Origin of the sequence: Butyrivibrio sp. FC2001, from assembly GCF_000424125.1 — a bacterium.
Taxonomy (GTDB): domain Bacteria; phylum Bacillota; class Clostridia; order Lachnospirales; family Lachnospiraceae; genus Butyrivibrio.
The window spans coordinates 288,950-314,061 of sequence record NZ_KE384132.1 but is presented as its reverse complement, the minus strand read 5'-3'; the positions used below and the strand labels follow the sequence as shown (position 1 = coordinate 314,061).

21 protein-coding genes are annotated in these 25,112 nt (G+C 41.6%); 2 read left to right on the top strand and 19 right to left on the bottom strand.

Going from position 1 to position 25,112, the window contains the following annotated elements; genetic code table 11:
• Positions 1-9: 9 nt before the first annotated feature.
• Genes G601_RS0115040 through G601_RS0115015 form a run of 6 tightly spaced genes read right to left on the bottom strand, consistent with a single transcriptional unit; the run spans position 10 to position 6,635 of the window.
• Positions 10-1,317: an amidohydrolase family protein gene (locus tag G601_RS0115040; RefSeq protein ID WP_026665857.1), complete on the bottom strand. Its 1,308-nt coding sequence runs from the start codon at positions 1,315-1,317 to the stop codon at positions 10-12.
• Positions 1,318-1,343: 26 nt separating this feature from the next.
• Complete coding sequence (locus tag G601_RS0115035) at positions 1,344-2,168, bottom strand: purine-nucleoside phosphorylase (protein WP_026665856.1); 825 nt, start codon at positions 2,166-2,168, stop codon at positions 1,344-1,346.
• Positions 2,169-2,170: 2 nt separating this feature from the next.
• Positions 2,171-4,126 carry a serine hydrolase domain-containing protein gene (locus tag G601_RS23555; RefSeq protein WP_051205893.1) on the bottom strand — a complete coding sequence of 652 codons (1,956 nt, stop codon included), beginning with the start codon at positions 4,124-4,126 and terminating at the stop codon, positions 2,171-2,173.
• On the bottom strand, positions 4,107-6,035 hold the full coding sequence (locus G601_RS0115025) for a heavy metal translocating P-type ATPase (protein ID WP_026665855.1): 1,929 nt from the start codon (positions 6,033-6,035) through the stop codon (positions 4,107-4,109). Before G601_RS0115025 ends, G601_RS23555 begins: the two co-directional genes overlap by 20 nt.
• A 39-nt stretch (positions 6,036-6,074) precedes the next feature.
• Positions 6,075-6,290 carry a cation transporter gene (locus tag G601_RS0115020; protein WP_026490597.1) on the bottom strand — a complete coding sequence of 72 codons (216 nt, stop codon included), beginning with the start codon at positions 6,288-6,290 and terminating at the stop codon, positions 6,075-6,077.
• Positions 6,291-6,317: 27 nt separating this feature from the next.
• Positions 6,318-6,635, bottom strand: coding sequence for an ArsR/SmtB family transcription factor (locus G601_RS0115015; RefSeq protein ID WP_196808902.1), 318 nt, complete (start codon positions 6,633-6,635; stop codon positions 6,318-6,320).
• A 112-nt stretch (positions 6,636-6,747) separates the two neighbouring features.
• On the opposite strand from G601_RS0115015, the gene G601_RS0115010 reads away from it, so the two are divergent.
• On the top strand, positions 6,748-7,329 hold the full coding sequence (locus G601_RS0115010; RefSeq protein WP_026665853.1) for a hypothetical protein: 582 nt from the start codon (positions 6,748-6,750) through the stop codon (positions 7,327-7,329).
• Positions 7,330-7,380: 51 nt separating this feature from the next.
• Positions 7,381-8,337: a DMT family transporter gene (locus G601_RS0115005; RefSeq protein WP_051200449.1), complete on the top strand. Its 957-nt coding sequence runs from the start codon at positions 7,381-7,383 to the stop codon at positions 8,335-8,337.
• On the opposite strand, the gene G601_RS0115000 is transcribed toward G601_RS0115005, so the two are convergent.
• From G601_RS0115000 to glgX, 13 genes are all read right to left on the bottom strand, one after another.
• The gene (locus tag G601_RS0115000; protein ID WP_026490593.1) at positions 8,327-9,508 is read right to left on the bottom strand and encodes a cation:proton antiporter; all 1,182 of its coding nucleotides are present in this window, start codon (positions 9,506-9,508) and stop codon (positions 8,327-8,329) included. The genes G601_RS0115005 and G601_RS0115000 overlap by 11 nt on opposite strands.
• A 3-nt stretch (positions 9,509-9,511) precedes the next feature.
• The gene (locus G601_RS0114995; RefSeq protein WP_026665852.1) at positions 9,512-11,074 is read right to left on the bottom strand and encodes a DUF1266 domain-containing protein; all 1,563 of its coding nucleotides are present in this window, start codon (positions 11,072-11,074) and stop codon (positions 9,512-9,514) included.
• Positions 11,075-11,276: 202 nt separating this feature from the next.
• A complete protein-coding gene (locus G601_RS0114990) occupies positions 11,277-11,915 on the bottom strand; it encodes an orotate phosphoribosyltransferase (protein WP_026665851.1) in 639 nt (212 codons plus the stop codon).
• A gap of 173 nt (positions 11,916-12,088) precedes the next feature.
• Positions 12,089-13,426, bottom strand: a complete 1,338-nt coding sequence (locus G601_RS0114985; RefSeq protein ID WP_026665850.1) for an MATE family efflux transporter — start codon at positions 13,424-13,426, stop codon at positions 12,089-12,091.
• Positions 13,427-13,457: 31 nt separating this feature from the next.
• Positions 13,458-14,954: a coproporphyrinogen dehydrogenase HemZ gene (hemZ, locus tag G601_RS0114980; protein WP_026665849.1), complete on the bottom strand. Its 1,497-nt coding sequence runs from the start codon at positions 14,952-14,954 to the stop codon at positions 13,458-13,460.
• A 15-nt stretch (positions 14,955-14,969) separates the two neighbouring features.
• A complete protein-coding gene (locus G601_RS0114975; RefSeq protein ID WP_026665848.1) occupies positions 14,970-15,659 on the bottom strand; it encodes an MBL fold metallo-hydrolase in 690 nt (229 codons plus the stop codon).
• 66 nt (positions 15,660-15,725) lie between these two features.
• On the bottom strand, positions 15,726-18,005 hold the full coding sequence (locus tag G601_RS0114970) for a RelA/SpoT family protein (RefSeq protein WP_026490587.1): 2,280 nt from the start codon (positions 18,003-18,005) through the stop codon (positions 15,726-15,728).
• A 25-nt stretch (positions 18,006-18,030) separates the two neighbouring features.
• On the bottom strand, positions 18,031-18,555 hold the full coding sequence (locus G601_RS0114965) for an adenine phosphoribosyltransferase (protein WP_026490586.1): 525 nt from the start codon (positions 18,553-18,555) through the stop codon (positions 18,031-18,033).
• Positions 18,556-18,769: 214 nt separating this feature from the next.
• Positions 18,770-19,828: a hypothetical protein gene (locus G601_RS0114960; protein ID WP_026490585.1), complete on the bottom strand. Its 1,059-nt coding sequence runs from the start codon at positions 19,826-19,828 to the stop codon at positions 18,770-18,772.
• 19 nt (positions 19,829-19,847) lie between these two features.
• Positions 19,848-21,248 (bottom strand): sensor histidine kinase, encoded by a 1,401-nt coding sequence (locus tag G601_RS0114955; protein ID WP_330368856.1) that lies wholly within the window; start codon positions 21,246-21,248, stop codon positions 19,848-19,850.
• Positions 21,249-21,374: 126 nt separating this feature from the next.
• Positions 21,375-22,049, bottom strand: coding sequence for a response regulator transcription factor (locus G601_RS0114950; protein ID WP_026490583.1), 675 nt, complete (start codon positions 22,047-22,049; stop codon positions 21,375-21,377).
• Between the two features lie 65 nt (positions 22,050-22,114).
• Positions 22,115-22,777: a hypothetical protein gene (locus G601_RS0114945; RefSeq protein WP_026490582.1), complete on the bottom strand. Its 663-nt coding sequence runs from the start codon at positions 22,775-22,777 to the stop codon at positions 22,115-22,117.
• Entirely contained in the window at positions 22,767-24,935 is a 2,169-nt protein-coding gene (glgX, locus tag G601_RS23550; protein WP_051200447.1) for a glycogen debranching protein GlgX, read from the bottom strand. Before glgX ends, G601_RS0114945 begins: the two co-directional genes overlap by 11 nt.
• Between the last annotated feature and the right edge of the window lie 177 nt (positions 24,936-25,112).

Below are 25,112 nucleotides of genomic sequence, written 5' to 3'. Positions count from 1 at the left end.
CGATAATATTTATAGTTCTTTACTTATTCTCTGCTTGATTTCTTCTGCCTTTGCGTAAATCTCATCAGGGCTTACACCGATATTATAATTACCGTTCTCGTATCTGATAATTCCACCGATCATTGTAAGAATTACATTTGAGGTGTCACCGCTATAGACAATGTTCTTGGCGATATTGTTAACAGGCTGCATATTAGGCTTGTGCAGATCAATCATGATAATGTCAGCAAGCTTGCCCTGCTCAAGAGCATCTGCATTATTATGTCCCATTGCTCTTGCGCCGTTAACTGTAGCCATCTTAAGAACTTCCATAGCATCAATACATGCGGCATCATTTTCACGAAGCTTACCAAGTCCTGTTACAAGGAACATCTCTCTGAACATGCTAAGAGCATTGTTACTTGCAGGTCCGTCAGTACCAATCGCTACAGGAATTCCTCTCTTTAAGTAATCGTTAATAGGAGCAATTCCGCTTGCAAGCTTTGTATTTGAACCGGGATTTGTTACAACATAAAGTCCGCGCTTTTTCAGGATATCCATGTCCTTCTCATCAGTATGAACAAGGTGATATCCGCCTCCGCCGTAATCAAACATCTGAAGACTGTCAAGGAACTCCACAGGGCTCATACCATATCTTTCCCTGCATCCTGCAACCTCACCTGCAGTTTCTGAAATGTGAGTAAATACAGGTGCCTTGTACTTATGTGAGAGCGCTGCTATTTTCTCAAGAAGCTCCTTAGAGCAGGTATATTCTGCATGAAAGCCAATGAAATATGAGTTGTACTCATCCCTTCCATTCAGAGTGTTATACATCTCCTCAACCAGCTCAGGTGACTGGCTGAAATTATTCACGGCGCTGACCTGAGCACATCTCATACCTGCATCTCTGCAGGCATCAGCTATTGACTGAGGTGTAAGATACATATCAAAAATGGATGTAATACCACCATCCAAATACTCAAGTATTGCAAGCTTTGTAAGGTGATAAATATCCTCTGCAGTAAGCTTGGCCTCTACAGGGAAAATCTGCTTATTAAGCCAGTCTGCAAGCGGCAGGTCATCAGCCTTTGACCTAAGCAGCGTCATACCGGAATGAGTATGCGCATTTTTAAAGCCGGGCATAAGAAGATTACCTTTACAGTCTATCTCTCTGTCAAACACCAGCATTGTGTTGGGATTTTCCTTGTAGTAGTTCTCTATCTGTTCATTAGTATCACAGTAGATGATCTTATCTCCGCTTACCCAAAGCTCACCCTCGAAGATATCCTGTCCATCTTTCATTGTAAGTATTTTTGCATTGTAAAATCTGATTCTCATCCCGCTATCCTTCTCCATGGTTTTGATTAAAATTTCTTAACGCACTCGGTTACAAGCTTCTCAAAAAGAGGTCCGGTTTTGTCTGCAGCCTTCTGCACATCTTCATGAGAAAGGGGTTCATTTAACATACCCGCAGCGAGGTTACTTATACATGAAATACCACATACTCTCATTCCCATATGTCTTGCGGCGATGGCTTCTACAACCGTGCTCATGCCGACAGCATCAGCTCCGAGAGTTCTGAGCATGCGTATCTCGGCAGGAGACTCAAAGGAAGGCCCTGTCAGCTGAGCGTAGATACCCTGCTTGAGCGGAATCTTGTTTTTAAGTGCTGTCTCAAGAATGATCTCACGAAGCTCCTTATCATATACACAGCTCATATCCGGGAATCTTGTTCCAAACTCTTCGATATTAGGTCCGATAAGAGGGTTTCTTACAAACACTGAAATATGATCGTTAATGAGCATAAGGTCACCACAATCAAATGTGTAGTTTATGCCACCGGCAGCATTTGTAAGGAACAGTATTTCTGCGCCGAGCTTTCTCATAACTCTTGCAGGAAGCACTACATCGCTGATATCGTAGCCTTCATAAAAATGTACTCTGCCCTTCATGCAGACTACAGGTACCTTTCCTACATAACCGAAAATGAATTTTCCTGCATGGCCGGGAACTGTTGAAACAGGAAAGCCCGGAATATCTGAATAGGAAATCTCACACTTAACATCTATCTGCTCTGCATAGTTGCCAAGTCCTGAGCCAAGAGTAATGGCAACTCTGGGCTGAAAATCAGTAACCTTTCTGATTGCTTCTACGCAGCTGTTAACTTTTTCAAAAATCTCATTTGCCATATTTAATCATCCTCCATAATTGCATCATCTTCATCTGCGATAAGATAAGCCTCCTCCGGAAGCTCATCTATATTATCATACCCCAGACTGCCGTCTTTGTCATGTATTCTGCCATGCAGTTTAGGTCTTACAGCAACAGTGATGGCCATCATCAACGCATCTATCGCTCCAAAATCAGAAAGCCTGTTTAAAACAAAACCGCTCATTCCCTTTCCCAGCTCTAAATGTCCGAACTGGTTAAGTATTCTCATGAGCATTCCGCTTCCCGGAACCTCGTCGAATCTAATACCAATATTTTCCGGAACATCTGTTTTTTCCAGGGTGAATCCGGTATCATGCTCCAGCGGCTCTCTTTTCCCAAAGTATATGTTCATAACTCTGCAGGTAGAATCTTCGAGCATATAGAATTCGTTTCTAAGTACAGGTCTTCCGTATTCATCTATAGAAAACTCTGACACAGTTGAAATCGCATATATCTCACCATGCTCATCTATCTCTGTAACTGCCCTGAAGCCGTCAAAGCCGCACTTTATCTCATGAACAGTTTTGCCCTCTGTGATAAGAAGGAAAAACGAACCGGATCTTTCATCCAGTTTAAAGCCGACTGATTTAATTCCATCGGTGTGATTATTGTGTAAAATCTGTAGCAGTATCGGCATAAAGCCAACACCCTTATCATCCATGTCATAGGTTACGCCATCAATGCACTTCATAAGATGATATCTAAATTTAGGGCTCATGCCACAGGTATTTCTTTTCTTCTTTTTATTCCAGCCTCCGCCTGCAATAACAGTTCTGCATTCAGGTATGTCCTCAGCCATCCTTATAAATTCTCCAAGGCTGCTTTGCTTACATCTTACCTCCTGTGTAACAGGTATAGGTGCATCCTGAACCTCAAGCTCTGACATCAGCCTGTGAACTGTCTGAGACATATTGCCCTTCTGGAACAAATCCTCATTTCCCGCATTTGTAACTACCATCATGTTTACATCAGGGAATATGTATACATTCTGTCCGAGCATTCCGTTAAAGGTGTAAGCACCAAGTCTCGAGCTGCTGGTCCATAGCTGGAAGCCATAACCGGGAGCTGTCACTTCACCGGTTGCCATGTGCGCCTGTGTTGCTTCCTCAACCCACTCTTCAGGAAGAATCCGCTTTCCATCATACATGCCCTTATTCAGATACAGCTGACCAAGCTTAGCCATATCCTCTGCTCTAAGGTACATTCCCCAGCCGCCCTTATTGATATTCTGGGGGCAGCTCTCCCAATATACCCTCTTTATTCCAAGAGGCTCGAAAATTCTTGGCTCTAGATAATCAAACATGCTCTCGCCTGTAACTTCCGTCACTATTGCCGAGAGCATGTATGAATTCATTGAATTATACTCAAAGGCTGTTCCCGGCGTGAACTTCGTCTGTGATTCAAGGAACTGTTTTCTCCAGTCATTAACAAGGACTGATCCCGATTCATTAAACTCGACACCGCTACTCATTGTAAGGAGATGTCTGACTGTAAGTCCCTTGGAAAAGAAGATCTGCAGAGGGCCTTTCTTTCCGAATATATCTTCAATTTTGTCGTCTAATTTAATTTTCCCTTCGTAAACAAGAAGACCTATGGCCATTCCTGTTACACTTTTGCACATGGAATGGGTAACATGCCAGTAATCCATATCAAAGGGCTTAAAGGCACATTCACCAATTACATATCCGTTCCTCACTACCATGATCTTATGCATATGGCAGCTGTTGTTGTTATATAAAGTCCTAAATAGCTTTTCAATAAAGGCGCTGTCTACGCCCTGCTCCTCCGGTGTGGATCTTGGAAGAGTTGTCTCTCCTTCTGCACTCTTAGGGAATGCAATCTTCTGAGGAGTGTAAGTAACCTTGCAGACATCACCGCTCTTATGACTGATAATTCTCATTAAATACTGGATAAGTTCAAGCTCTGACTTTGCCATTCATGTCCTCTTTCGTCCATTTCATGGCCCTCATGGAATTGAGAATTGCTATTACAGCTACGCCAACATCTCCGAAAACTGCCATCCACATGGTAGCAAATCCAATTGCGCCAAGAAACAGTATCAATATTTTCACGAAAAGAGCAAAGACTATGTTTTCTTTTACTATTCTCAGTGTCTTCCTGGCGATCTGAATTACTGCGGAAATCTTGCTGATGTCATCATCCATAAGGACAATATCCGCAGCTTCAATAGCAGCATCGGAACCCATACTTCCCATGGCAATTCCCACATCGGCTCTCATCAAAACAGGAGCATCGTTAACACCGTCACCGACAAATGCAACCTTGCCGCTATTATTATCTTCAAGAAGCTTCTCTACTCTTTCCACCTTATCAGCGGGCAGCAGCTGTGCATAAACCTGATCTATTCCAACCTTATCCGCTACAGCCTTAGCAGTATCCTCGTTATCTCCGGTCAGCATTACGACCTTTGAAACTCCGGCTCTTTTAGCCAGTGAAATAGACTCTGCTGCACCTTCTTTTATTGTATCAGATATTATGATTGTTCCAAGAAAAAGTTTTCCCTTTGCCACATAAATAATGGTTCCGGGCTTATCGGATTCACTAAATTCTATGTTATTGTCTCTAAGAAGCTTTGCATTACCGACATAGATGGTCTCATTCTGAAGGCTTGCTGTAATGCCGTGCCCGGGAACTTCCCTGATGTCTGAAAGCACAGTATTATCGTCTCCAAGGCTCTCGTTGTTTTTTTTATGCATCTCCTCGTGATATTCCATCACGGATCTTGCTATAGGATGAGTTGAAAACTTCTCAGCTCCTGCAGCAATGCATATTATCTCTTCCTTTGTAACGTTTTCATTTACAGGAAGAATCTCTGTTACCTTAAACTCTCCCTTTGTTATGGTTCCTGTCTTATCAAGAACGAGTGTGCTTGCTTCGGCAATTGCTTCAAGATAATTACTTCCCTTAACAAGAATACCCATTTTGGAGCTTGCTCCGATTCCTCCAAAGAATCCAAGAGGAACGGATATAACCAGTGCACAGGGACATGAAACTATAAGGAAAATACATGCTCTTTTTACTGAATCAGAAAGAGGCATCATACCAAGGAGCGGCGGAATAACCGCAAGTAAAACAGCGCCGATTGTAACAACAGGTGTGTAGTACTTCGCAAACCTTGTTATAAAATTTTCCATCCTTGATTTCTTGTTGCTTGCATTTTCAACAAGCTCAAGAATCTTGGAAACTGTTGAATCCTCGTAGTTCTTGGTAGTGCGGATCTTAAGAACGCTGTCCTTATTAACGCAGCCACTAATTACTTCGCTTCCCTCAGAAGCTCTTCTTGGAACAGACTCTCCTGTAATCGCTGATGTATCAACGAAGGAATCTCCCTCAGTTACGATACCGTCGATCGGAATCTTTTCACCGGGCTTGATAAGCAGCATTGTTCCAATCTGAACATCCTCAGGATCTGTCTCCTCGATATCGCCATTATCCTGAATCACATTGGCATATTCAGGAGCAATACTCATAAGCTCAGTTATGGATGCCCTTGATTTACCAACAGCGTAGCTCTGGAAAAGCTCGCCTATCTGATAGAACAGCATAACTGCCAGTGCTTCTGAATACTCACCAATTGCAAAGGCTCCAAAGGTCGCAATCATCATAAGGAAATTCTCATCAAATACCTGTCCATGAGATATATTGATAAAGGCCTTCCTTAAAACATCGTATCCTATCACAAGATAGGGAATAAGATATATAACAAAAACTGCCGGCCAGGGAAGCTTATCTAAAAGGCCCGTATGCTCTGCAACCAAAAGAGCTGCAAAAGCAATCAGTACTGCTATTATTCTGTTTCTGGTTTTCTTCATTTTCTTAGTCATAATGTCTGCCTCGTAATGCTGTTAACTATTTATATAAATTTAGATCTCAATCTCACAATCAGGTTCAACCTTCTTGCAGGCCTTAACTGCAGCATCAAGAATCTCTGTATATCTCTCATCATCAGCCTCAAGTGTAAGCTTCTGAGTCATGAAATTAACTCTTGCATTCTTAACACCATCGATCTTGTTAATAGCTTCTTCCATCTTTGCTGCACAGTTAGCGCAATCAACTTCACATTTGTAGGTCTTTTTCATAGTTCTTTCCTCTTTTCTTTTAATGATTTATTTTTCTTCTATATGCTCACGTCCCATGGAAATTATGGTTCTTACGTGATCATCAGCCAGGTAATAATACATCTGCTTCCCTTCACGTCTGCTCTTCACAAGCTGATTCACCTTCAGGATCTTAAGCTGGTGAGATACTGCAGACTGTGTCATTCCAAGAGTCTCAGCAAGATCATTTACGCAAAACTCAGATGCAAATAGCGCAAACAATATTCTGATTCTGGTGGAATCACCGAAGACCTTAAAAAGCTCTGCAAGGTCATACATCTCTTCCTCATCCGGAAGCTCATCCAGTTTGCATGAAAGTCTGGTCATCTGATCAGTTCTCCTTTTCATTATTACATATGAGCATTTGTTCATATGTTGATTTAAATATAAACCCGAAAAATGATTATGTCAATACAAAAATATGGGATAAAATAAAAGTATGGAGAATGTGGAATATAAGTATTTAACTGAAAAAGCAAGAAAAATATTAGAAACCGGGAAGGGCTATCGCGATAACACTCTCTTCCCTTCAATAAATGCGCTTACGACCAGTAAGTATGATCCAACAAGCGTTGTTTCAACTGAGATAATGTACTGTGGAAAATATGAAATATGCGACTTTTTAATAAATCACTATTCTGCTCTTTTATCCAGAAGTGATTACAGACTGCTTACTAATCTTGTATATGAAATAAAAACTACAGGCTTTCCCATCATTGATCTTGAAAAAAGCGAGCAGCTAAAACGTGTTGTAAAAAAGCTTACTCCGGATTTAAATCACTGCCTTTGGTTATGCTCTTCTCCTGATGATATCTACAATCATTACGTCAAAGATTATATCCCGAAAGCAGACAAGATCCAGCCGGGCTACGCTGCCTCCTGCCCCGATTTTGATATCAAAGCTTCTATGACTCTTGAAGAATACAAAACAGAGTATGTCTCGGAAGTTATTATTCCTTCCGAGAATGTATTATTATGCGATATGGGCACCGCCGGAGCCCTTATTACATTCTGTAAATAACACATAAATATCAGATTGACGTATGTATTCATACGTAATAAGGTAATTGTCATGAGACAATCAGAACGAAATACAACTAAACTAATAAGTGCAGGATTCCTTATCCTTGCATCTATCGTATGGGGTGCTGCCTTTGTTGCGCAGTCACTTGCCGGACAAAGCATCGGAACTTATACCTTTAACGGAATCAGATTCATTATCGGCGGCTTCTGTTTACTGCCCATGATCGGTCACGAGAGGAAAAGGGGATCTTTGCTTCAAATGAGCAAACTGATAGGCGGCATCATCTGCGGCGCGGCTTTATTTCTTGCGTCCACCTTCCAGCAGGCTGGAATTGCAGCCGGTGCAGGAAGCGGTGAAGCCGGCTTTATCACAGCCTTTTATATCATTCTTGTTCCGATACTCGGGATATTCCTTGGTAAGAAAAACTCCAAGCTTGTATATATCGCTGTAATCGTTGCACTTGTAGGGCTTTACTATCTCTGTTTTCCGAGCTTTGACGCTCTAACTCAGTCCGGTATAGCATTACTTTCAAAGGCTGATATCCTGCTTCTTGGATGCGCCTTCATGTTTTCGGTGCAAATACTCTGTGTTGACCACTATGCTCCGATCATGAGTCCTGTTGCACTGTCCTGCACGCAGTTCTTTGTAGCCGGAGCTTTATCCTGCATCTTTGGTTTTGTTTTTGAGCTGCTTCCCAATCCTGCAACCTGGGCTTTATCCCTTTCGACCTTCAGGGCATGGATTCCCATCCTTTATACCGGCATCTTCTCAAGTGCTATAGGTTACACTCTGCAAGCCGTAGGCCAAAGGAATCTCAGCCCTACCATCGCTTCTCTTATCATGAGCATGGAATCTGTATTCGCCACATTATTCGGATGGCTGATATTAAGCCAGACATTAACCGCAAGAGAAATCCTTGGATGTACTCTGGTATTTATAGCAATAATATTAACTCAGTTAAAGCCACATAGAATTCGTAAGGTATCTGCAAGATTCAGGCCATAGATTTTTCATCATGTGAGTAGAGCGCTTTCAGTATAATAGGTGTAAGTATTGAACTGGTGATAATCAGAAGAATTACAGCTGTAAAGTATCTGCTGTCTATGATCTCAGCCTTTAGGCCTCTTTGAGCAACTATCAGAGCGACCTCACCTCTTGTCATCATACCCACACCGATCTTTGCACTATCCGATAAGTTGTAGCCAAGAATCTTTGCTACCGTTCCGCAGCCAAGAACCTTACCAAGCAGTCCGACTAATACGAAGGCAAGTGAAAATGCCATTATAGTCATATCTATTTCTTTGAGATTAGTCTGAAGACCTACACTGGCAAAAAACACAGGTCCAAAGATCATATATGAATTGATGTCCATTTTTCTGTCTATGTATTCCGAATCCTCAAGTGAACTAAGGACAATTCCTGCAACATATGCTCCTGTAATATCCGCAACACCAAAATATCTGTCGGCTACATATGAAAAAACAAATGCTATAGCCATGCCCATGATCGGGATTCTTCTTGTATGTGGCCATCTTGTATCCATTATTTTCATAATCTTAAATACAATGATTCCGACAATAACTGAAAGGGCAAAGAAAAGAACTGTCTTAACACAAACCATTCCCACATTTGAACCTGGATCCTGTAGTCCAAGAACCGCTGTCAGAACGACAATACCGATAACATCATCAATGATGGCGGCGCTCATAATAGTTGTTCCGACATCTGTTGAAACCTTTCCAAGCTCCTTAAGAACCTGAACGGTGATACTTACTGATGTGGCAGTCAGAATAGTACCTATAAACAGAGCCTGCATGAATCCGGTGGTTCCTACGCCTGAAAAGCCGTAGAAACACATATACAGAATTGTCCCCAGTACAAGCGGAATTAAAACTCCGGCACATGCAAGGATTGTAGCCTTTATGCCTGACTTTTTCAGGTTGTCGATGTTAGTTTCAAGACCTGCACTGAACATCAGTAAGATCACACCGATTTCAGCCATCCCTGAAAGAAAATCATTGGTAGTAACAGCATTCAAAAGTGTAGGGCCGATCAAAAGACCTGCAATAATCTCTCCGGCAACCTGAGGCGCCTTGAATTTTCTGGCAACAATGCCCATTAACTTGGCAGAAATTATGATAATTGCCAGGTCTTGTAAAATGCTTAAAGTATCCATTTTTTATTCCTCCAAATATTTACACATTCTTATTCCGGCAAGTTCTCCGTTTGGTTGAACGATGAATCTGTACCAGCCGCTGCCAAAATTGTATTCATAATAATACATTGTAGTTCCGAGAACATCCTCTGTGCTGTCTTCCGGAACAGTTAAGGGTCCAAACATCTTCTCTACATCATCAATTGTAGAGTACTCGATTTCCAAGCCTCCAGCGATTTTATAGGGATACTTTCTGTACTGATTCCATCTGAACTGATTACCATTTACCAGAATAATCGGGATATCTGCAAGCTTTTGGTCATGGTCTGTATTATTCAAAACTGCAAAGTCAAGCTTGGAATACTCATTGCCCATATAGCTGCCCTTAAAGTAATAGGATTCTCCCGCAGGAACCAGGTAGTTACCGTCTGTATCCGGGGTAAAGCCTCCGTCTACTATCTCATCATATGAAAGCGGAAGCTTATAAACTCTGCCATTTATTGAAAAAGTATAGTCCTCAAGATTATCCGAAAGCTCAATGTCTGATTCATAAACATTGTTTGATCCATCGGCTTTTCCAACCATTTTATAGTATTCATCATCATGGTTATCTACCATTTCATATTCTTTATCTGCAGTTTCGTAGAAACCATCCTTATCAAGCCCTGCAATTGCATCCCTGATTGCCTGATTCTTCTCATCTTCCGAGCTGTATTCATTACGGAACATTTCGCCGTAATAATATGTCTCATGTATTTCTTTGAAATCGTTATATGTTACCCTAAGCCTGTCATTGAAAATCTCAACAAGCTTCATATATTCATTCTGTGAAAGGTATCCACATTTAAAGCTTATATAGGTAACTCTCATAAGTCTGAGGTAATCATAGCCATCAAGACCCTTTTCACCAAATCTGCTATAGGCTAGAGCTGCTCCTCTTATCTTCCCCATAGTAAACGATCTTATGCCCTTTGATTTCAGATAGTCCTCAGTTACATTATCCGCATCCTCTATTGTATTAAGACTTCCAAAATCACTTGCTATTGCATTTATAGCTTCCTGGACATCTGAGTCTGATTTTACATACTCTCTGAAGCTTTCCTTGTGCCCATGATTTGTCATGCGCTCTATTGTCTCTTTTGCGGAATCCCTGTCATAAATGCTCCATGAATTATCAAGGAAGCTTTTCCAGTCGTCAACATCACTATCAGAAATAATATGTCCTATCAGTTTATCCTGATAACCATACTCAAGCTTTGCATAGATAGCAGTTGCATGGGTCGCCCATATATATGTGGGTGTATTCTCCTCATTGTAGAAAACCGTATCTGCATCACCCTCATCCCATATTTCATCAAAGTTTACAGGATCTGATTCTACAGTTATATCACTAAGTGAAGGGACCTCTACAAAGGTATTGGCATCATTCTGATTTCCTTTCGTATCATCAGAATTATCAGCTTTTATCTCTGCAATTTCTTCACCCGCAATGATATTACCGATTATTATCGGCTTTACAAATTTAAAAAATACAAAAAATGCCGTGCCATAGATAATTAATGTAAGAGCTATGACAATTGCCAGCAATACCTTTTTAAAAGGTGATTTTTTCCGGGAATTAAATTGATCGTTTGGATTGCAATTCATTTCATACCTGTATCTAAAAGATACTCCCCTTTCAATGCTTTTCTTTTATAAAGGGAAAAATCCCCTAAACATTGATTCTATCAACGTTTAGGGGATTCATCAAGCATACAAAATATACGAATATACTTAAATAAAACTGCTTTTAAAGTGTAGAATATCCAAATCCGTTACAGATAGCATCCACAGGTACTCCTTCTTTGCAAAGAGGGCAATTATCATGCGGATAGTTAGCATAATCAGGAAGGTCTCTTGTGGAGAAAAGTGACCTGATAGGATATCCTTCAATCTGGGTAGCTACTGAAAAGAAAGCTGCAACTCCCACAACCTCGCCCTTATAGAATCTGACGGACTCGATGGCGTTTCTCAGCATTCCACCTGTAGTAACTGAATCAGATAAAATAAGCACCTTCTTGTCAGCTATCATGTGCTTATTGTTGTCACGGAACATAATCTGTCCGCTTACATTGTACTCAGGACCTGTAATGTACATGGTCTTATGAGCGTTCTTGGAGATAACTCCTGCCTGAGTAAGCGCATCTGCCAAATAGGAACCAACAACCTCCATACCGTTAAGGCAAAGAATCGTATCAATAACCTCTGAAGCAATATAAAACTCAGCCAATGCCTCACCGGCTGCCCTTGCCTCTTTCATTCTGGCCTTAGTATCGCAAAGGTCAATGAAATAATTAACATGTGCATTGGGAGTAATAAAATGTCCCTTTGTGTTACGAAGAATTACATCAGTATTTCTTGAATACTCAATCTTAGTATAGCCTTGCATAATTCCTCCTCCTGCTTTTTAGCATGGGTAAATCAGTGGTTAACTCTATACAATATAATATCATATAAAAATCGAATATTCAGTTAATAGTTAATTTTTTATACAATTTTAAGATTATATGATTCCTATATAATCTTCTCATAGCACAAAGCAAACTAAAGTCTAAATTTGCATCATTCCTTAAAATATCTTATCTCGGAATAGGCAAGCGGAATTGACACAGCTATTGAAAACATATCTGCCACTGCCTGTGTGATCTCAACTCCGAAAAGTCCGAAAATCTGAGGCAGGATCAGAATAAGCGGAATAAAGAAAATACCGTTTCTGCAGGAAGCCATTATAGATGCCTTAAAGCCCTTTCCTATGGACTGAAGCATCATGTTAGTCATAACTATGCAGCCGCTAAGCGGAATTGTTGCAGATGTCCATTTAAGTGCCACGGTACCAACCGCAATAACCTCAGGATCATTTCTGAAAACAGAAATAATCTGTGGTGCAAAATAAAAGCACAGAGTTCCCAGGATACACAGGAAAATCGTGGAGTATTTAAGGCAGAAGAAATATCCTTCCTTAACACGTTTTTTAAGTCCCGCACCATAGTTAAAGGAGCATACAGGCTGATAGCCCTGACCAAAGCCAATAAGTGCTGAGGACATCATCATCATTACCCTGGTGTTAACAGACATTCCTGCAATAGCTGCATCTCCTCCAAAGCTTCCTGCAGCCTTGTTCATGAGAAGTGATGCTACAGCTGCAAGTCCCTGCCTGAAAAGAGACGGTGCTCCGCCGTTTATAATCTCTTTTATGTAATAGGTATTTATCCTGATGTTAGAGAATGAAAGCCTGATATTTTCACCCTTACTACTTCCAATAAGAAGAACGATGAAGCTTGTAAGCTGCCCCATTATGGTCGCTATAGCAGCACCTGCTACGCCCATATGGAATACGAAAATAAGAAGCGGATCCAGCCCCATATTCATAACTGCGCCGCACATAAGACCGATCATGGCATAGACTGCGCTTCCCTGGAACCTCAGCTGATTGTTTATAACAAACTGCCCGGTCATAAAGGGAGCGCCTATCAGTATTATTCTCATGTATATCCTGGTGTCCGCAAGTGTTGTAGGTGTCGAGCCTATCATCATGGCGATGTCGTCAACAAATATATTGCCTACAATCGCTATTATCACACCAAGTATTATAGCAATGGCAAAGCCAGTGGAAGCCATCTCGTTCGCTTCCTTTGTCTTTCCAGCGCCAAGCATTCTTGACAGGAAATTACCGGAGCCGTGTCCGCAGAAGAATCCTGTAGCCTGTATGAGAGCCATCATCGTAAACACAAGGCCAACCGCTGCAGTAGCCTGTGTTGAAATCTTACCAACGAAGAATGTATCAGCTGTGTTGTAAATTCCGGTTACAAGCATACTGATAATCGTCGGCACGGCCAACTTTAATATGAGCTGCGGAACCGGCGTTTTAGTCATCATTTCATATCTTTTATTATTTTCCATTTAAGTTCACTTCCCCAATTGCTTTTCCCCCTCAGGAAAATAACCTCTTCTTTCGTTCAATCATCTCATCGATACTGTTCATGTAAAGAGTGACATCCTTAACATTATCACAGCGCTCAATCCTGCCATCACCATAAACACGCTTTGTTACGGTTCCTGCACCAAGAGCAACGATTGACTGAACCTCTTCCATCATAAGAATATTGTATATTCCGGCCTTTCCTTCACGGGCATAGCCTGTGTTCTCAAGGTTTCCGGAGATATTCTTTTGTCTGTAGAGATAGTATGGCGTAAGCCCCATTTTTGAAGCGCCCTCTTTTGCTATCTCCATCATTCTCCCGGTATCACCTGCCACAAAGAAACCATTGTTTCTTATATGCTCAGCCAGTCTTGAACCTCTCTTTACGGAAAGGCTGTGAACAGTAAGATCGTCAGGTCCTAGCTTTTCTATCTCAAGCATTGTATGCTTAACATCTTCCTCTGTTTCACCGGGGAGTCCAAGGATAATATCCATATTGATATTATCAAAGCCCTCTTCCCTGGCCATATTATAGGCATCTATAAACTGGGCTACAGTGTGCTGTCTTCCGATTCGCTTTAATGTCTCATCACTCATGGTCTGCGGATTAACTGAGATTCTGTCAACACCGCATTCCTTCATGTCATGAAGCTTTTCTCTTGTTATGGAATCAGGTCTTCCGGATTCAACTGTAAACTCCCTGCACTCAGAAATATCAATCTTTTCCCTGAGATAGGTAACAAGTCTTGTCATCTGCTCAGGTTCAAGAGTAGTCGGCGTTCCGCCTCCTATGTAAACAGAATTGACCACTTTTCCTTTAAAAGCATCTGCCACATAGTCTATTTCTTTTAACAGACAGTCTATATAGGAATCTACCTTCTTTTTCCAGGTAACGATTGGGAAGGATGTAAAGGAACAATAAAGGCAGGTTGTAGGACAAAACGGAATTCCAAGATATATGCTGTAACCGTTTTCATAGTTAATGTCATCAAGAATTTTCTTTTCCCTAAGGGCTATATCATAAGCAAGATCCGTCTTCTCATCGGAAACAAAAAATGTATCCTGCATATAGGCCTTTATCTCTTTTTCTTCCTTGCCGGCTTCCAGCATCTGCATAGGAATCCTGGTGGGACGTATTCCTGTAAGTGATCCCCAGGGAAGGTCATGCCCGATTTCCTTAGAAAGCTCCCTGTACATCATCTGTTTTAACGCATTCTTAGGAGTTGAGAGGGATGCCGCAGAGCCGTTGGTAGAACCTGAGCTCTCCGTTTCACCATCAGAGCATTCCGTAACGGCGCTCACTTCACTTCCGTCTCCATGAATTATCTTCATGGAAATCTGTCCCTTTTCCTCTTCTAAGCATATCTCGATTTTAAAAATGTATTCCTGTTCCTTATCCTTTGCTTCAGCATAAGTAAGAACACTTACATCCTCTTTGGGATAAAACGCCTTAACCAGCGAATGAATATCATATTTGAACTTATCTTTATTCAGTATTACTTGGATCATGCATTGGTACCTTTTTTATAAATACATATTATTTTCTTTCTCAAAGCCGATGGTGGTCTCAGCGCCATGTCCCGGATAAACAACGGTATCATCAGGAAGAACAAAGAGCTTTTCATGACAGGATCTTACAAGAGTTGCCGCTGATCCACCGGGGAAGTCCGTTCGGCCAACCGATCCTTCGAATAAGGTGTCTCCACTAATAAGAATCCTGTCATCCTCAAAATAATAGCAGCAGCTTCCCGGTGTATGTCCGGGCGTTGCAATAACCTTGAACTTCAGCCCTGCGCATTCACACATCTCCCCATCAGTAAGAAGTACATCAGGTTTTACGCTGGCATTTGTTCCAAACATATTTGAAAGATTATAATCCAGATCCTCGCAGAGCTTAGCCTCTTTCTCATAGGCATATACCTTTGCTCCGGACAGCTTCTGCAGTTCCTTCACGCCGCTTATATGATCAAAATGTCCATGGGTCAGATATATGGCTTCAACCTTAAAGCCACGCTTTTTTAATTCATCATATATCATGGCACCGTGGTCAGCCGGATCAAAAAATATCACAGGCGTAAATTCCCTCTCGCTTTCAGGCACAGTATCAACGCCATGATCATTTCCATCTTCTTTAAAAACAAAATAGCAGTTAGTCTGTACCATTCCCAGGCACATGGATCCAACTGCCGCAGTTCCTATCTCCCTATTTGCCATTTTCAATACCTTTCATAAAGCACGGTATCGAGAACAGGATGAGAATTCATAAAAATGAATTCTGCATCAGCCTGTAGTTCTCTCGATATCGATGACACTGTCAATATTTCTAATCTTATCAACAATCTCCCCCAGCTCTTCTCTGCTTGAAACCTGGAAGGATGTTTCCATAGTCGCAAGTCCCTGCTTACTGGTACGGGTATTCATTGAAAGAATATCAACGTTTTTCTCAGTAAGAGCTCTTGAAACATCCGCAAGAAGTCCCGGTCTGTTATTAGCAAAAATATTGATAGTAGCTACATACTTCTCGCCAAGAGCGTGGCTTTCCCACTTGGCTTCTATGAGCCTTGTTCTGTCTTCGTTTTGCATAGCGCGTACATTGACACAGTCTTTTCTGTGAATAGACACGCCACGACCTCTGGTAACAAATCCAACTATTGGATCGCCGGGTACAGGGTTACAGCACTTTGAAAATCTGACTGCAACATCGTGAATACCCTTAACGATAATTGCACTTCCGCTACTGCTGATACGAGGAGTTACATTAGATTCCGCAACTGCAGCAAGAACCTCCTCATCAGTCATATTCTGCTTGTGATCCTTGTCGTAAAGCTCAAGAATCTTATTTACAACCTGTCCCTCTTTAAGACCACCATGACCTACAGCTGCAAGAACAGCATCCCAGCTGTGGAAGCCGTATTTTCTGACTATTAGATTCTGGTACTCAGGCTTCATGACATTATAGATATCTATGCCCTTGGACTTACAATATTCAACTAGAGCTTCCTTACCCTTGCTGATATTCTCTTCCTTGAACTCATTCCTGAACCACTGGTTGATCTTATTCTTGGTGGATGTACTTCCTACAATACTGAGCCAGTCACGGCTGGGTCCCTTGGAATTCTGGCTGGTAAGGATTTCAATTCTGTCACCGTTCTGAATTCTGTAATCGATGGGAACAAGCTTGCCGTTTACCTTGGCTCCGATCATCTTGTTACCTACTGCGCTGTGAATACTGTAGGCAAAATCGATAGGTGTAGAGCCCGCAGGCAGGTTCTTAACTTCTCCGTTAGGAGTAAAGCAGTATACATCCTCTGAGAACAGGTTAAGGTCGCTCTTAAGAAGATTCATGAACTCCTGGTTATCCGACATATCCTGTTGCCATTCAAGGATCTGTCTGAGCCAGATAAGCTTCTCTTCTTCCTGTCCCTCAACATGCTTACCATCGGAAGCCTCTTTATACTTCCAGTGAGCTGCGATACCGTATTCAGCTGCACGGTGCATGTCATAGGTTCTGATCTGTATCTCGAAGGGCTGACCCGAAGCACCAATCAGTGTGGTATGAAGTGACTGATACATATTGGGCTTGGGCATAGCAATATAGTCTTTAAATCTGCCGGGAATAGGCTTATACATCTCATGGATTACACCAAGAGCTGCATAGCAGTCCTTAACAGAATCTACTATTATTCTGACCGCGAATAAATCATAGAGCTGATCCAGGGTCTTACCCTGATTGTGCATCTTCTTATAGATACTAAAGAAATGCTTAACTCGTCCGTTTACATCGCCGTGTATTCCGGCTGTGCTGATATGCTCTCTTACCTCTGCGCATATCTCCTCAACGTATTTTTCTCTCTCAACCTTTCTCTGAGCAACTCTCTTAACGAGATCATAGTAAATATCAGGTTCAAGGTATTTAAGTGAGAGATCATCAAGCTCAATCTTAATTTTACTGATACCAAGTCTTCCTGCTATAGGACTGTAAATATCAAGGGTCTCCTGAGCAATCCTCTGCTGCTTCTCCGGCGGCATATGCTTAAGTGTTCGCATATTATGCAGTCTGTCCGCAAGCTTGATCAGAATAACTCGAATATCCTTAGCCATAGCAAGGAACATCTTACGAAGGTTCTGAGCCTGCATCTCCATCTGGTCAGGAGTCTTGGTCGCATAGTCCCCGGAAAGCTCCAGTCCCTGCAGCTTGGTAACTCCGTCAACAAGAAGTGCAACATCAGCACCGAACTGTTCCTCTACCTGTTTCTTGGTATAGATGGTATCCTCAACGACATCGTGAAGAAGTCCCGCTGCAATCGTCTCCTTATCCAATTCCAGATCAGCAAGGATGATTGAAACACAGAGAGGATGAATAATATAAGGCTCACCCGACTTACGCCTCTGCTCCTTATGAGCCTCGGCTGCAGCCTGATAAGCCTTCTCAATCAAAGTAATATCATCTGAAGGGTGATATTTGCGGACACGGGTAATAAGCCCTTCGTAAAGAGCTTCGGGAGACTGAAATTCATCGATTGATTCAATTTTTCCATCATCAAATTCTGTCTGACCCATGCGTGTACTCCGTTAATTTAGTAATTTATTTTCCGTCATATGCAAGAGCTGAGAAAAGCTTGTATTTTCCAAGCGCTTCTCTGCCGTGAAGTCCCTTGAGCTCCATAAGTACAAGAACACCTGCAACCTCACCGCCAAGTCTCTCGATCATCTTGATCATAGCCTGTACAGTTCCGCCTGTAGCAATAAGGTCATCTACGATAAGAACCTTCTGGCCGGGCTTGATCGAATCCTTGTGCATCTCAAGTGTAGCCTTGCCATACTCAAGGTCATAATCCTCAGAAATGGTCTCGCAGGGAAGCTTACCCTTTTTACGAGTCATAACAAGCCCCTTCTTAAGGTTATAAGCAATACATGTACCAAAAATAAAGCCTCTTGATTCAGCACCAACTATTACGTCGAAATCAACGTCCTTTACAAGGTCCTGCATCTCATTTATAGCAAGCTGAAGTCCGTCAGGATCTGCAAGTACTGTTGAAATATCGCGGAACATAATGCCGGGTTCCGGAAAATCTGGTATTGTTCTTACATAATCGTCTAACTGTTTCATACATTTACCTCGTTTATTGAAAATGATTATAACTACTCTGTTCCAAATAGTTAAATATGTTCTTTATAACTAAATTAGTATATCACGAAATTTGCAGAAAAACGAAAAAATTTATACATATTTAATAGAAACCATAGTAAATTTCGAATATGCAAAGCCCTCTTTGCCGATTTGTTCAGTAAAGAGGGCTAATAATACGCTATTCAAAATGCATTTATTCCAGGTTGAATTCTATTGTCTCTCCGCCAAGATCCCCGATAAGTCCAAGCGTTTCGACGTTTTTAAGCTTAGCAGCATCCATCTGCTTTATAAGAACCATGCTCTTTTTCTGACCTGAGGTTATTGTTCCCGCAAAGGAACTGAGGTCATTATCAAGCATTGTTACATTGGTATATCCCACATTAACGCCGTTTAAAATAATCTGAAAATGAGGATTTGCCTTTACCATATCAACAGTAACGTCCATGCCACTAGTATTTGCAAGCCTGAAATTGAGGATAAGAAGCTTTTTACCTGCAGTTGCGTTTATTACGAAAATATCATCGTTGTCAGGATAGGTTGCAGCAACACTGTAGCCTGAATATGTAAGGAACATTCCCTTGGAAAGCTCCTGTCTCATGCCATCCACAACCTTATCTGCCTCAGTGGCAGGGCTTCCACCCTCATCTGTTACCATAGCGGGCGGAATGGATTCTGTAGGAGTATCAGAATTATCCTGCTTTTCATCAGTCTCAGGGAAATCTAATCCTGCATTCTGGATACCTTCATTCAGGTCATCCTCATATTGATCTAAAAGATTCTCAATATCATCCTTTATTTCTGTCTTCTCAGTAGTGTCGTCTACGAATTCGGTAAAATCAGTCTGATCTGTATTGTTCTCATCAGTGTTATCAGGTTCTGCCTGTGCTACATCTGTAGTATCCGTTGTATCCTGAACCTGAGTATCTTCACCTGTGTTATCTGTCTCTTCTGTTCCATCACCATCTCCGTTATTATCAGGCATGTTGGCAATAGCAATTTCAAGCTGTTTATCACGGGCAGCCTTTTTAGCATTTCTGTCATCTCGCTCCAACTGTCTCTGAAGCTCAAGTGAGCTTAAAGATGACAGCTTCTCAACTCCGTTATTGGAGTGCTTCATAAGAAGACTCACCATATACTGAACAGTCTGGTTGTACTCATCCTCTGTCATTTCAGGAATCTGAGAACCACAGCCTGTCAGTAAAAGCCCCACAGCAAAGCATGTAATTAAAGCCTTTAAAACACGTTTAACCATAAACGCCTCCGAAAAGGTTTTATCTTGTTTCCAGCTCAAACCAAAATTCCACACCATTATCGTAGTTATTAACACCATAGCCCTGATGCATGGATTCCATAATAGCCTTTACAATTGAAAGTCCAACGCCACTTCCGCCATATTCTCTGGTCCTTGCCTTATCAACCTTGTAAAACTTCTCCCAGATATGGCCTATGCTTTCTTCAGGAATCGGCTCTCCGGTATTAAATACTGATACTCTGACCTTATCATCATAGGTCTTGAGCTTTATCTCCACAACGCAGTCACCACTAAGGTGATTAAGTGCATTACTGTAATAGTTCATAAGAACTTCTTCTGTCTTGAATTCATCCGCCCATACATAGATCGGAGGATAATCATCCATTTGCACCTTAGCGTTTTTCTGCTTCGTTAATATATCGGCAGATTTTACGTAATTCTTTATAGTTTCAGTGATGTCAAAGCGCTCCATCTGCGCAACATCATTACCGAATTCGAGCTGATTAAGAGTAAGAAGCTTCTTAACAAGCGTATCCATCTTGGATGCTTCATCTCTGATTACATCACAATAGAAAGCCATACTCTCGGGATCATCACTGATTCCCTCCTCGAGGCCCTCTGCATATCCCTGGATCAGCGCTATAGGAGTTTTCAGCTCATGGGATACATTAGATAAAAACTCGCGACGCATCTCATCAATTTCTTCTTTATGTGCAATATCCTGCTTCAGTTCGTTATTGGCTGTTTTCAGCTCTTTAATTGTAAGCTCCAGGGTTTCAGACAGTTCATTTATGTTTTCACCCAGGATATCAATTTCATTAGTGTTCTTCCGCTTGCTGTCAGCCTGATACTTCGCTTCGAAGTTAAGGTTTTTCATCTCTTCGGAAATCTTTGAAAGCTGAAGAATAGGCTTCGTGATTCTGTCGCTAAGGTACAGAATACTGATTGAACCAATGACAATTGCAGCAAGACCTGCATAAAGCATGAATTTGTTTGAAATGCCAACGCTCTCCCTGATTCCTGCAAGTGCACTTCGAACCATTACAATGTAACCGGATTCAATAACGCCCCAAATCTCCAGATACTCAGTATTAAGGCGCTTATCAGTCTCTATCTGAATCGTATAGTCATTACTTTTTTCAATTATTCTCTTTACGCCTTCAGTTCCACCCAAAAGGCTGTCGCCCACAAGATTGTCCCACAGAATATGTGCCATGTAGTCGGCATCACTGGAGGACGACTTTATCATCTGCGAATCGGCATCAAGTACAATAAGCTCAATTCCGTAGGTATCGCAGATACTCTGAAGCTCTATATCATATTCATCAGTTGAAAAGCTTCCATCTGTGGACACTTCATCAATGCTTCTGTAAGCCTGCTTTACCACATCAAGCTGGTGTGATAAGTAAACACGTTCCAAAAAGAACTGATTAATTATGACCAGGAATAATATCATTCCAACCATGACAAACAGAAACAGTATGTTTAACTCTGTACGTAAGGATAGCCTTACCTTTTTTTCACTGTTATTCGACATAAATTCCTATCAGGGTTCAAACTTGTAGCCCATGCCCCATATTGTTTTTATAAGGTCGCCCTTTTCGCCCATCTTGCCGCGGAGCTTTTTAACATGGGTATCGATTGTTCTGGCGTCACCAAAATAGTCATAATTCCAGACGTTGTTGAGGATCTTCTCTCTTGAAAGAGCAAGTCCCTTATTTTCAATAAAGAAGGTAAGAAGCTCAAATTCCTTAAAGGAAAGCTCTATCTCCTTGCCATCGATAGTGACATTGTGAGCAGCCTTGTTAATAACAATTCCGCCTGCCTCAACAATATCATCGCTTGCTCCCTGTGTGGTTCTTCTCAAAATAGCTTCAACTCTTGCTACAAGTATCTTGGGACTAAAGGGCTTTCCGATATATTCATCAACTCCAAGCTCAAAGCCCTGAAGCTCGTCTCTCTCCTCAGTCTTGGCTGTAAGCATGATGATCGGCACCTTTGAATATGCCCTTATCTCTCTGCAGACCTGCCAGCCATCCATCTTAGGCATCATTACATCAAGGATTATCAGAGCAATATCCTTTTCCTCAAAAAAGATATCAACTGCCTTCTGTCCATCCTCAGCCTCAATTACATCAAAGCCGCTTTTTACAAGGAAGTCTCTTACGAGCTTTCTCATTCTTGATTCATCATCAACTACTAAAATTTTCAATTTTTCCATTGTTTTACTCTCCCAAACACAAGTATATTCTTAAATTGTGTTCATTTTGTATACAAAAGGCTTTTTTATTCTTCGATTTCACTGCCGTATTCAGTATCGTCCTGAATCTTAAGCTCTCTTTCCTTGATTCTTACTGCCTTTTCACGCTCTTTTAAGGATTCCTCCCACTCAGCGTATCTGTTGGTGACATTCTGCTTATAATTTATGATATTGTCATTATCGCTTTTCCAGACCACCACGAACATGGCAATTACCAGTCCCACAAGTATGAGGTTCATGGCAATCAGTACTACGAATGTCGCTTTTACATCCTTTTTCTTTTTTTGAGGAAGGGGCGTTATATATTGCCTCGGATGATATTCATCCTTTAAATCAACCCTGGTAAACTTGGTATTTACAGGAATCGGTATCAGATCTTCCTCATTAACTCCTGCCGCTATGAGTTTGTCGCGAAGCTTTGCGAGATAATGCCAGCCCACCGGCGTGGAAAAAATCTTATTGGTTATAGCCTTTTCATAAACAGCCTCTAAGTCCACAATCCTTGTGGAGTGGATTTTCTGTCCAAGAATATCGATCTTTTGTTTATCGGATTCTGCCTTTTTCACATCCTCCTTCGACAAAAACTCATATCCTTCCACAACAAGATTCTCTTCCTCCTTAGGAGGCGCAGCATCAGCTACTTCTTTATTCTCTTCCTCGGTGCTCTTTTTCTCATTGTCATCTGCCATAGCCTTCTCCATACGCTGCTATAAATACACTAACGCTTCTGGATTTAAGTCTCCAGTTGGGAACAGTCAGCGGCTTAGGACGGTTGTTAAAATACCTCTTATCCTCAGCTGCAGTATCTACGACCAGCGTCCAGTATGAGCCCTCCGGAGGCTCCGGGAGAGTTATCTGTATATCCTCCCAGAAAACATTCACGGACATCAAAACAACGTCATCATGCCCCTTTTTCCTGATGTATCCAGCGAACATGATGCTTATAACCTTGGTGCTGTCCGAAATATGAGTATTGTAAGGATGATCCGTAAATACGGAAATATGCGGAAGACCTGACATAGCAGGCTTTAAGTCCTTACGTATGCAGGGATGCTTTCTTCTAAACTGAATCATATCCCTGTAGAAGTCAAAGTACTGCCTGTTTTTGCTGTAAAGATTCCAGTTAAGCCAGGAAACCTCATTGTCCTGACAATAGGCGTTGTTATTACCAAACTGGGTATTGCCAAACTCATCACCTGCAAGGATCATGGGTGTTCCTCTGCTGCACATAAGAACAGTAATGGCATTGCGCATCATTTTAAAACGAAGATCATTTACTTCTTCGTTATCTGTCTCACCCTCATGACCGCAGTTCCAGCTTCTGTTATCATTGGCGCCATCTGTATTATTCCAGCCGTTGGCTTCATTATGCTTTTCGTTGTAGGCAAACATATCATACAGAGTAAAGCCATCGTGACAGGTTATAAAGTTAACAGATGAGTCATAGCCTGCATAATTGTGGCCATACATATCCATGGAACCGGTGATACGGCTTACTGCTTCAGGCGCAGCCCAATAATCGCCCTTAAGGAAGGACCTTATACTGTCTCTGTATCTTCCGTTCCACTCAGCCCATCTTCCCCATGAAGGGAAGGAACCAACCTGATACATTCCGCCTGCATCCCAGGCTTCTGCTATAAGCTTTACATCACCAAGGATGGGGTCAAAGGCAAGTCTCTGTAAAAGTGGCGGCGAATCCATAGGCGCACCATTCTGGTCTCTTCCAAGGATACTTGCAAGGTCGAATCTGAAACCGTCAACCTTATATTCCTCTACCCAGTAGTGCAGACACTCAACTATCATCTGCTGAACCATGGGATGATTACAGTTAAGAGTATTACCACAGCCACTGAAGTTGTAGTAATCTCCATCCGGTGTAAGCATGTAATAAATATTGTTATCAAATCCCTTAAAGGATATGAACGGTCCATTCTTATTACCCTCAGCTGTATGGTTAAATACAACGTCGAGAATAACCTCTATTCCGTTTTCCTTAAGGAGCTTTATCATCTCCTTAAGCTCAATACCTTCTCTGTTATACTCCTCAGTCGAAGCGTAGCTGGTATTAGGCGCAAAAAAGCTAACTGTGTTATATCCCCAATAATCAAGAAGAGTTCTTCCGTTGACCACTCTCTTATCTCTGGTCTCATCAAACTCGAATATTGGCATCAGCTCTAACGCAGTTACTCCAAGTCTTTTAAGGTAATCGACCTTCTCCATTATTCCGGCAAAGGATCCTCTGCATTTAATTCCTGAGGATTCATCCATGGTAAAGCCGCGAACATGCATCTCATAAATGATAGAGTCACTCATGGGAGTTTTTAACCAGGTCACATCTCCCCAGTCAAAATCGTTTCTTACAACTCTTGCTCTGTAAGCTTCCTCAAATTTTATGGTCTGCCCCCAAACTCTCTGGCCCGCAACAGCCTTTGCATAGGGGTCGAGAAGTATGTGGTTATAATCAAATAAAAGTCCCTTTTCTTCATCCCAAGGTCCATCAATACGGTAGGCATATTCAAGATTTTCGATTAAGAGACCGAATACGATCATGGAATGAACTTTTCCGATTCGGTAATTTTCAGGAAAAGTAAGCGAAACATAAGGTCTCTCCTCACCTCTATGATACAGAAGGAGTGTAACCTTAGTTGCTCCGTTAGAATATACGGTAAAATTGACACCGTCAGGAAGCACAGTCGCACCGTTGATGTCATAGTAGCCGGGGCGAACCCTGAAGCCATTGATGACATCCGCAGCAAGTATCTGTCTGTTCTCTTCAGACTTTCTGTTATCCTTACCGGATGTATAATAATCATTTTCTTTAGGTCTTGCTCTTCCAAACTCTGTCATATGCAATCGTTAGAGGCGAATCCTCTTTCCTCTCACCCTTCGTAGAATTCAAAATATCAAAACGCCATAAATATACTACTCTAATTGTATCACAAATTAACAATTTAAAGTATATTTTGACACCAAAAAAAAGAACAGATTCCGTAATGGAACCTGTTCTTTGTATTTTTATCCGGT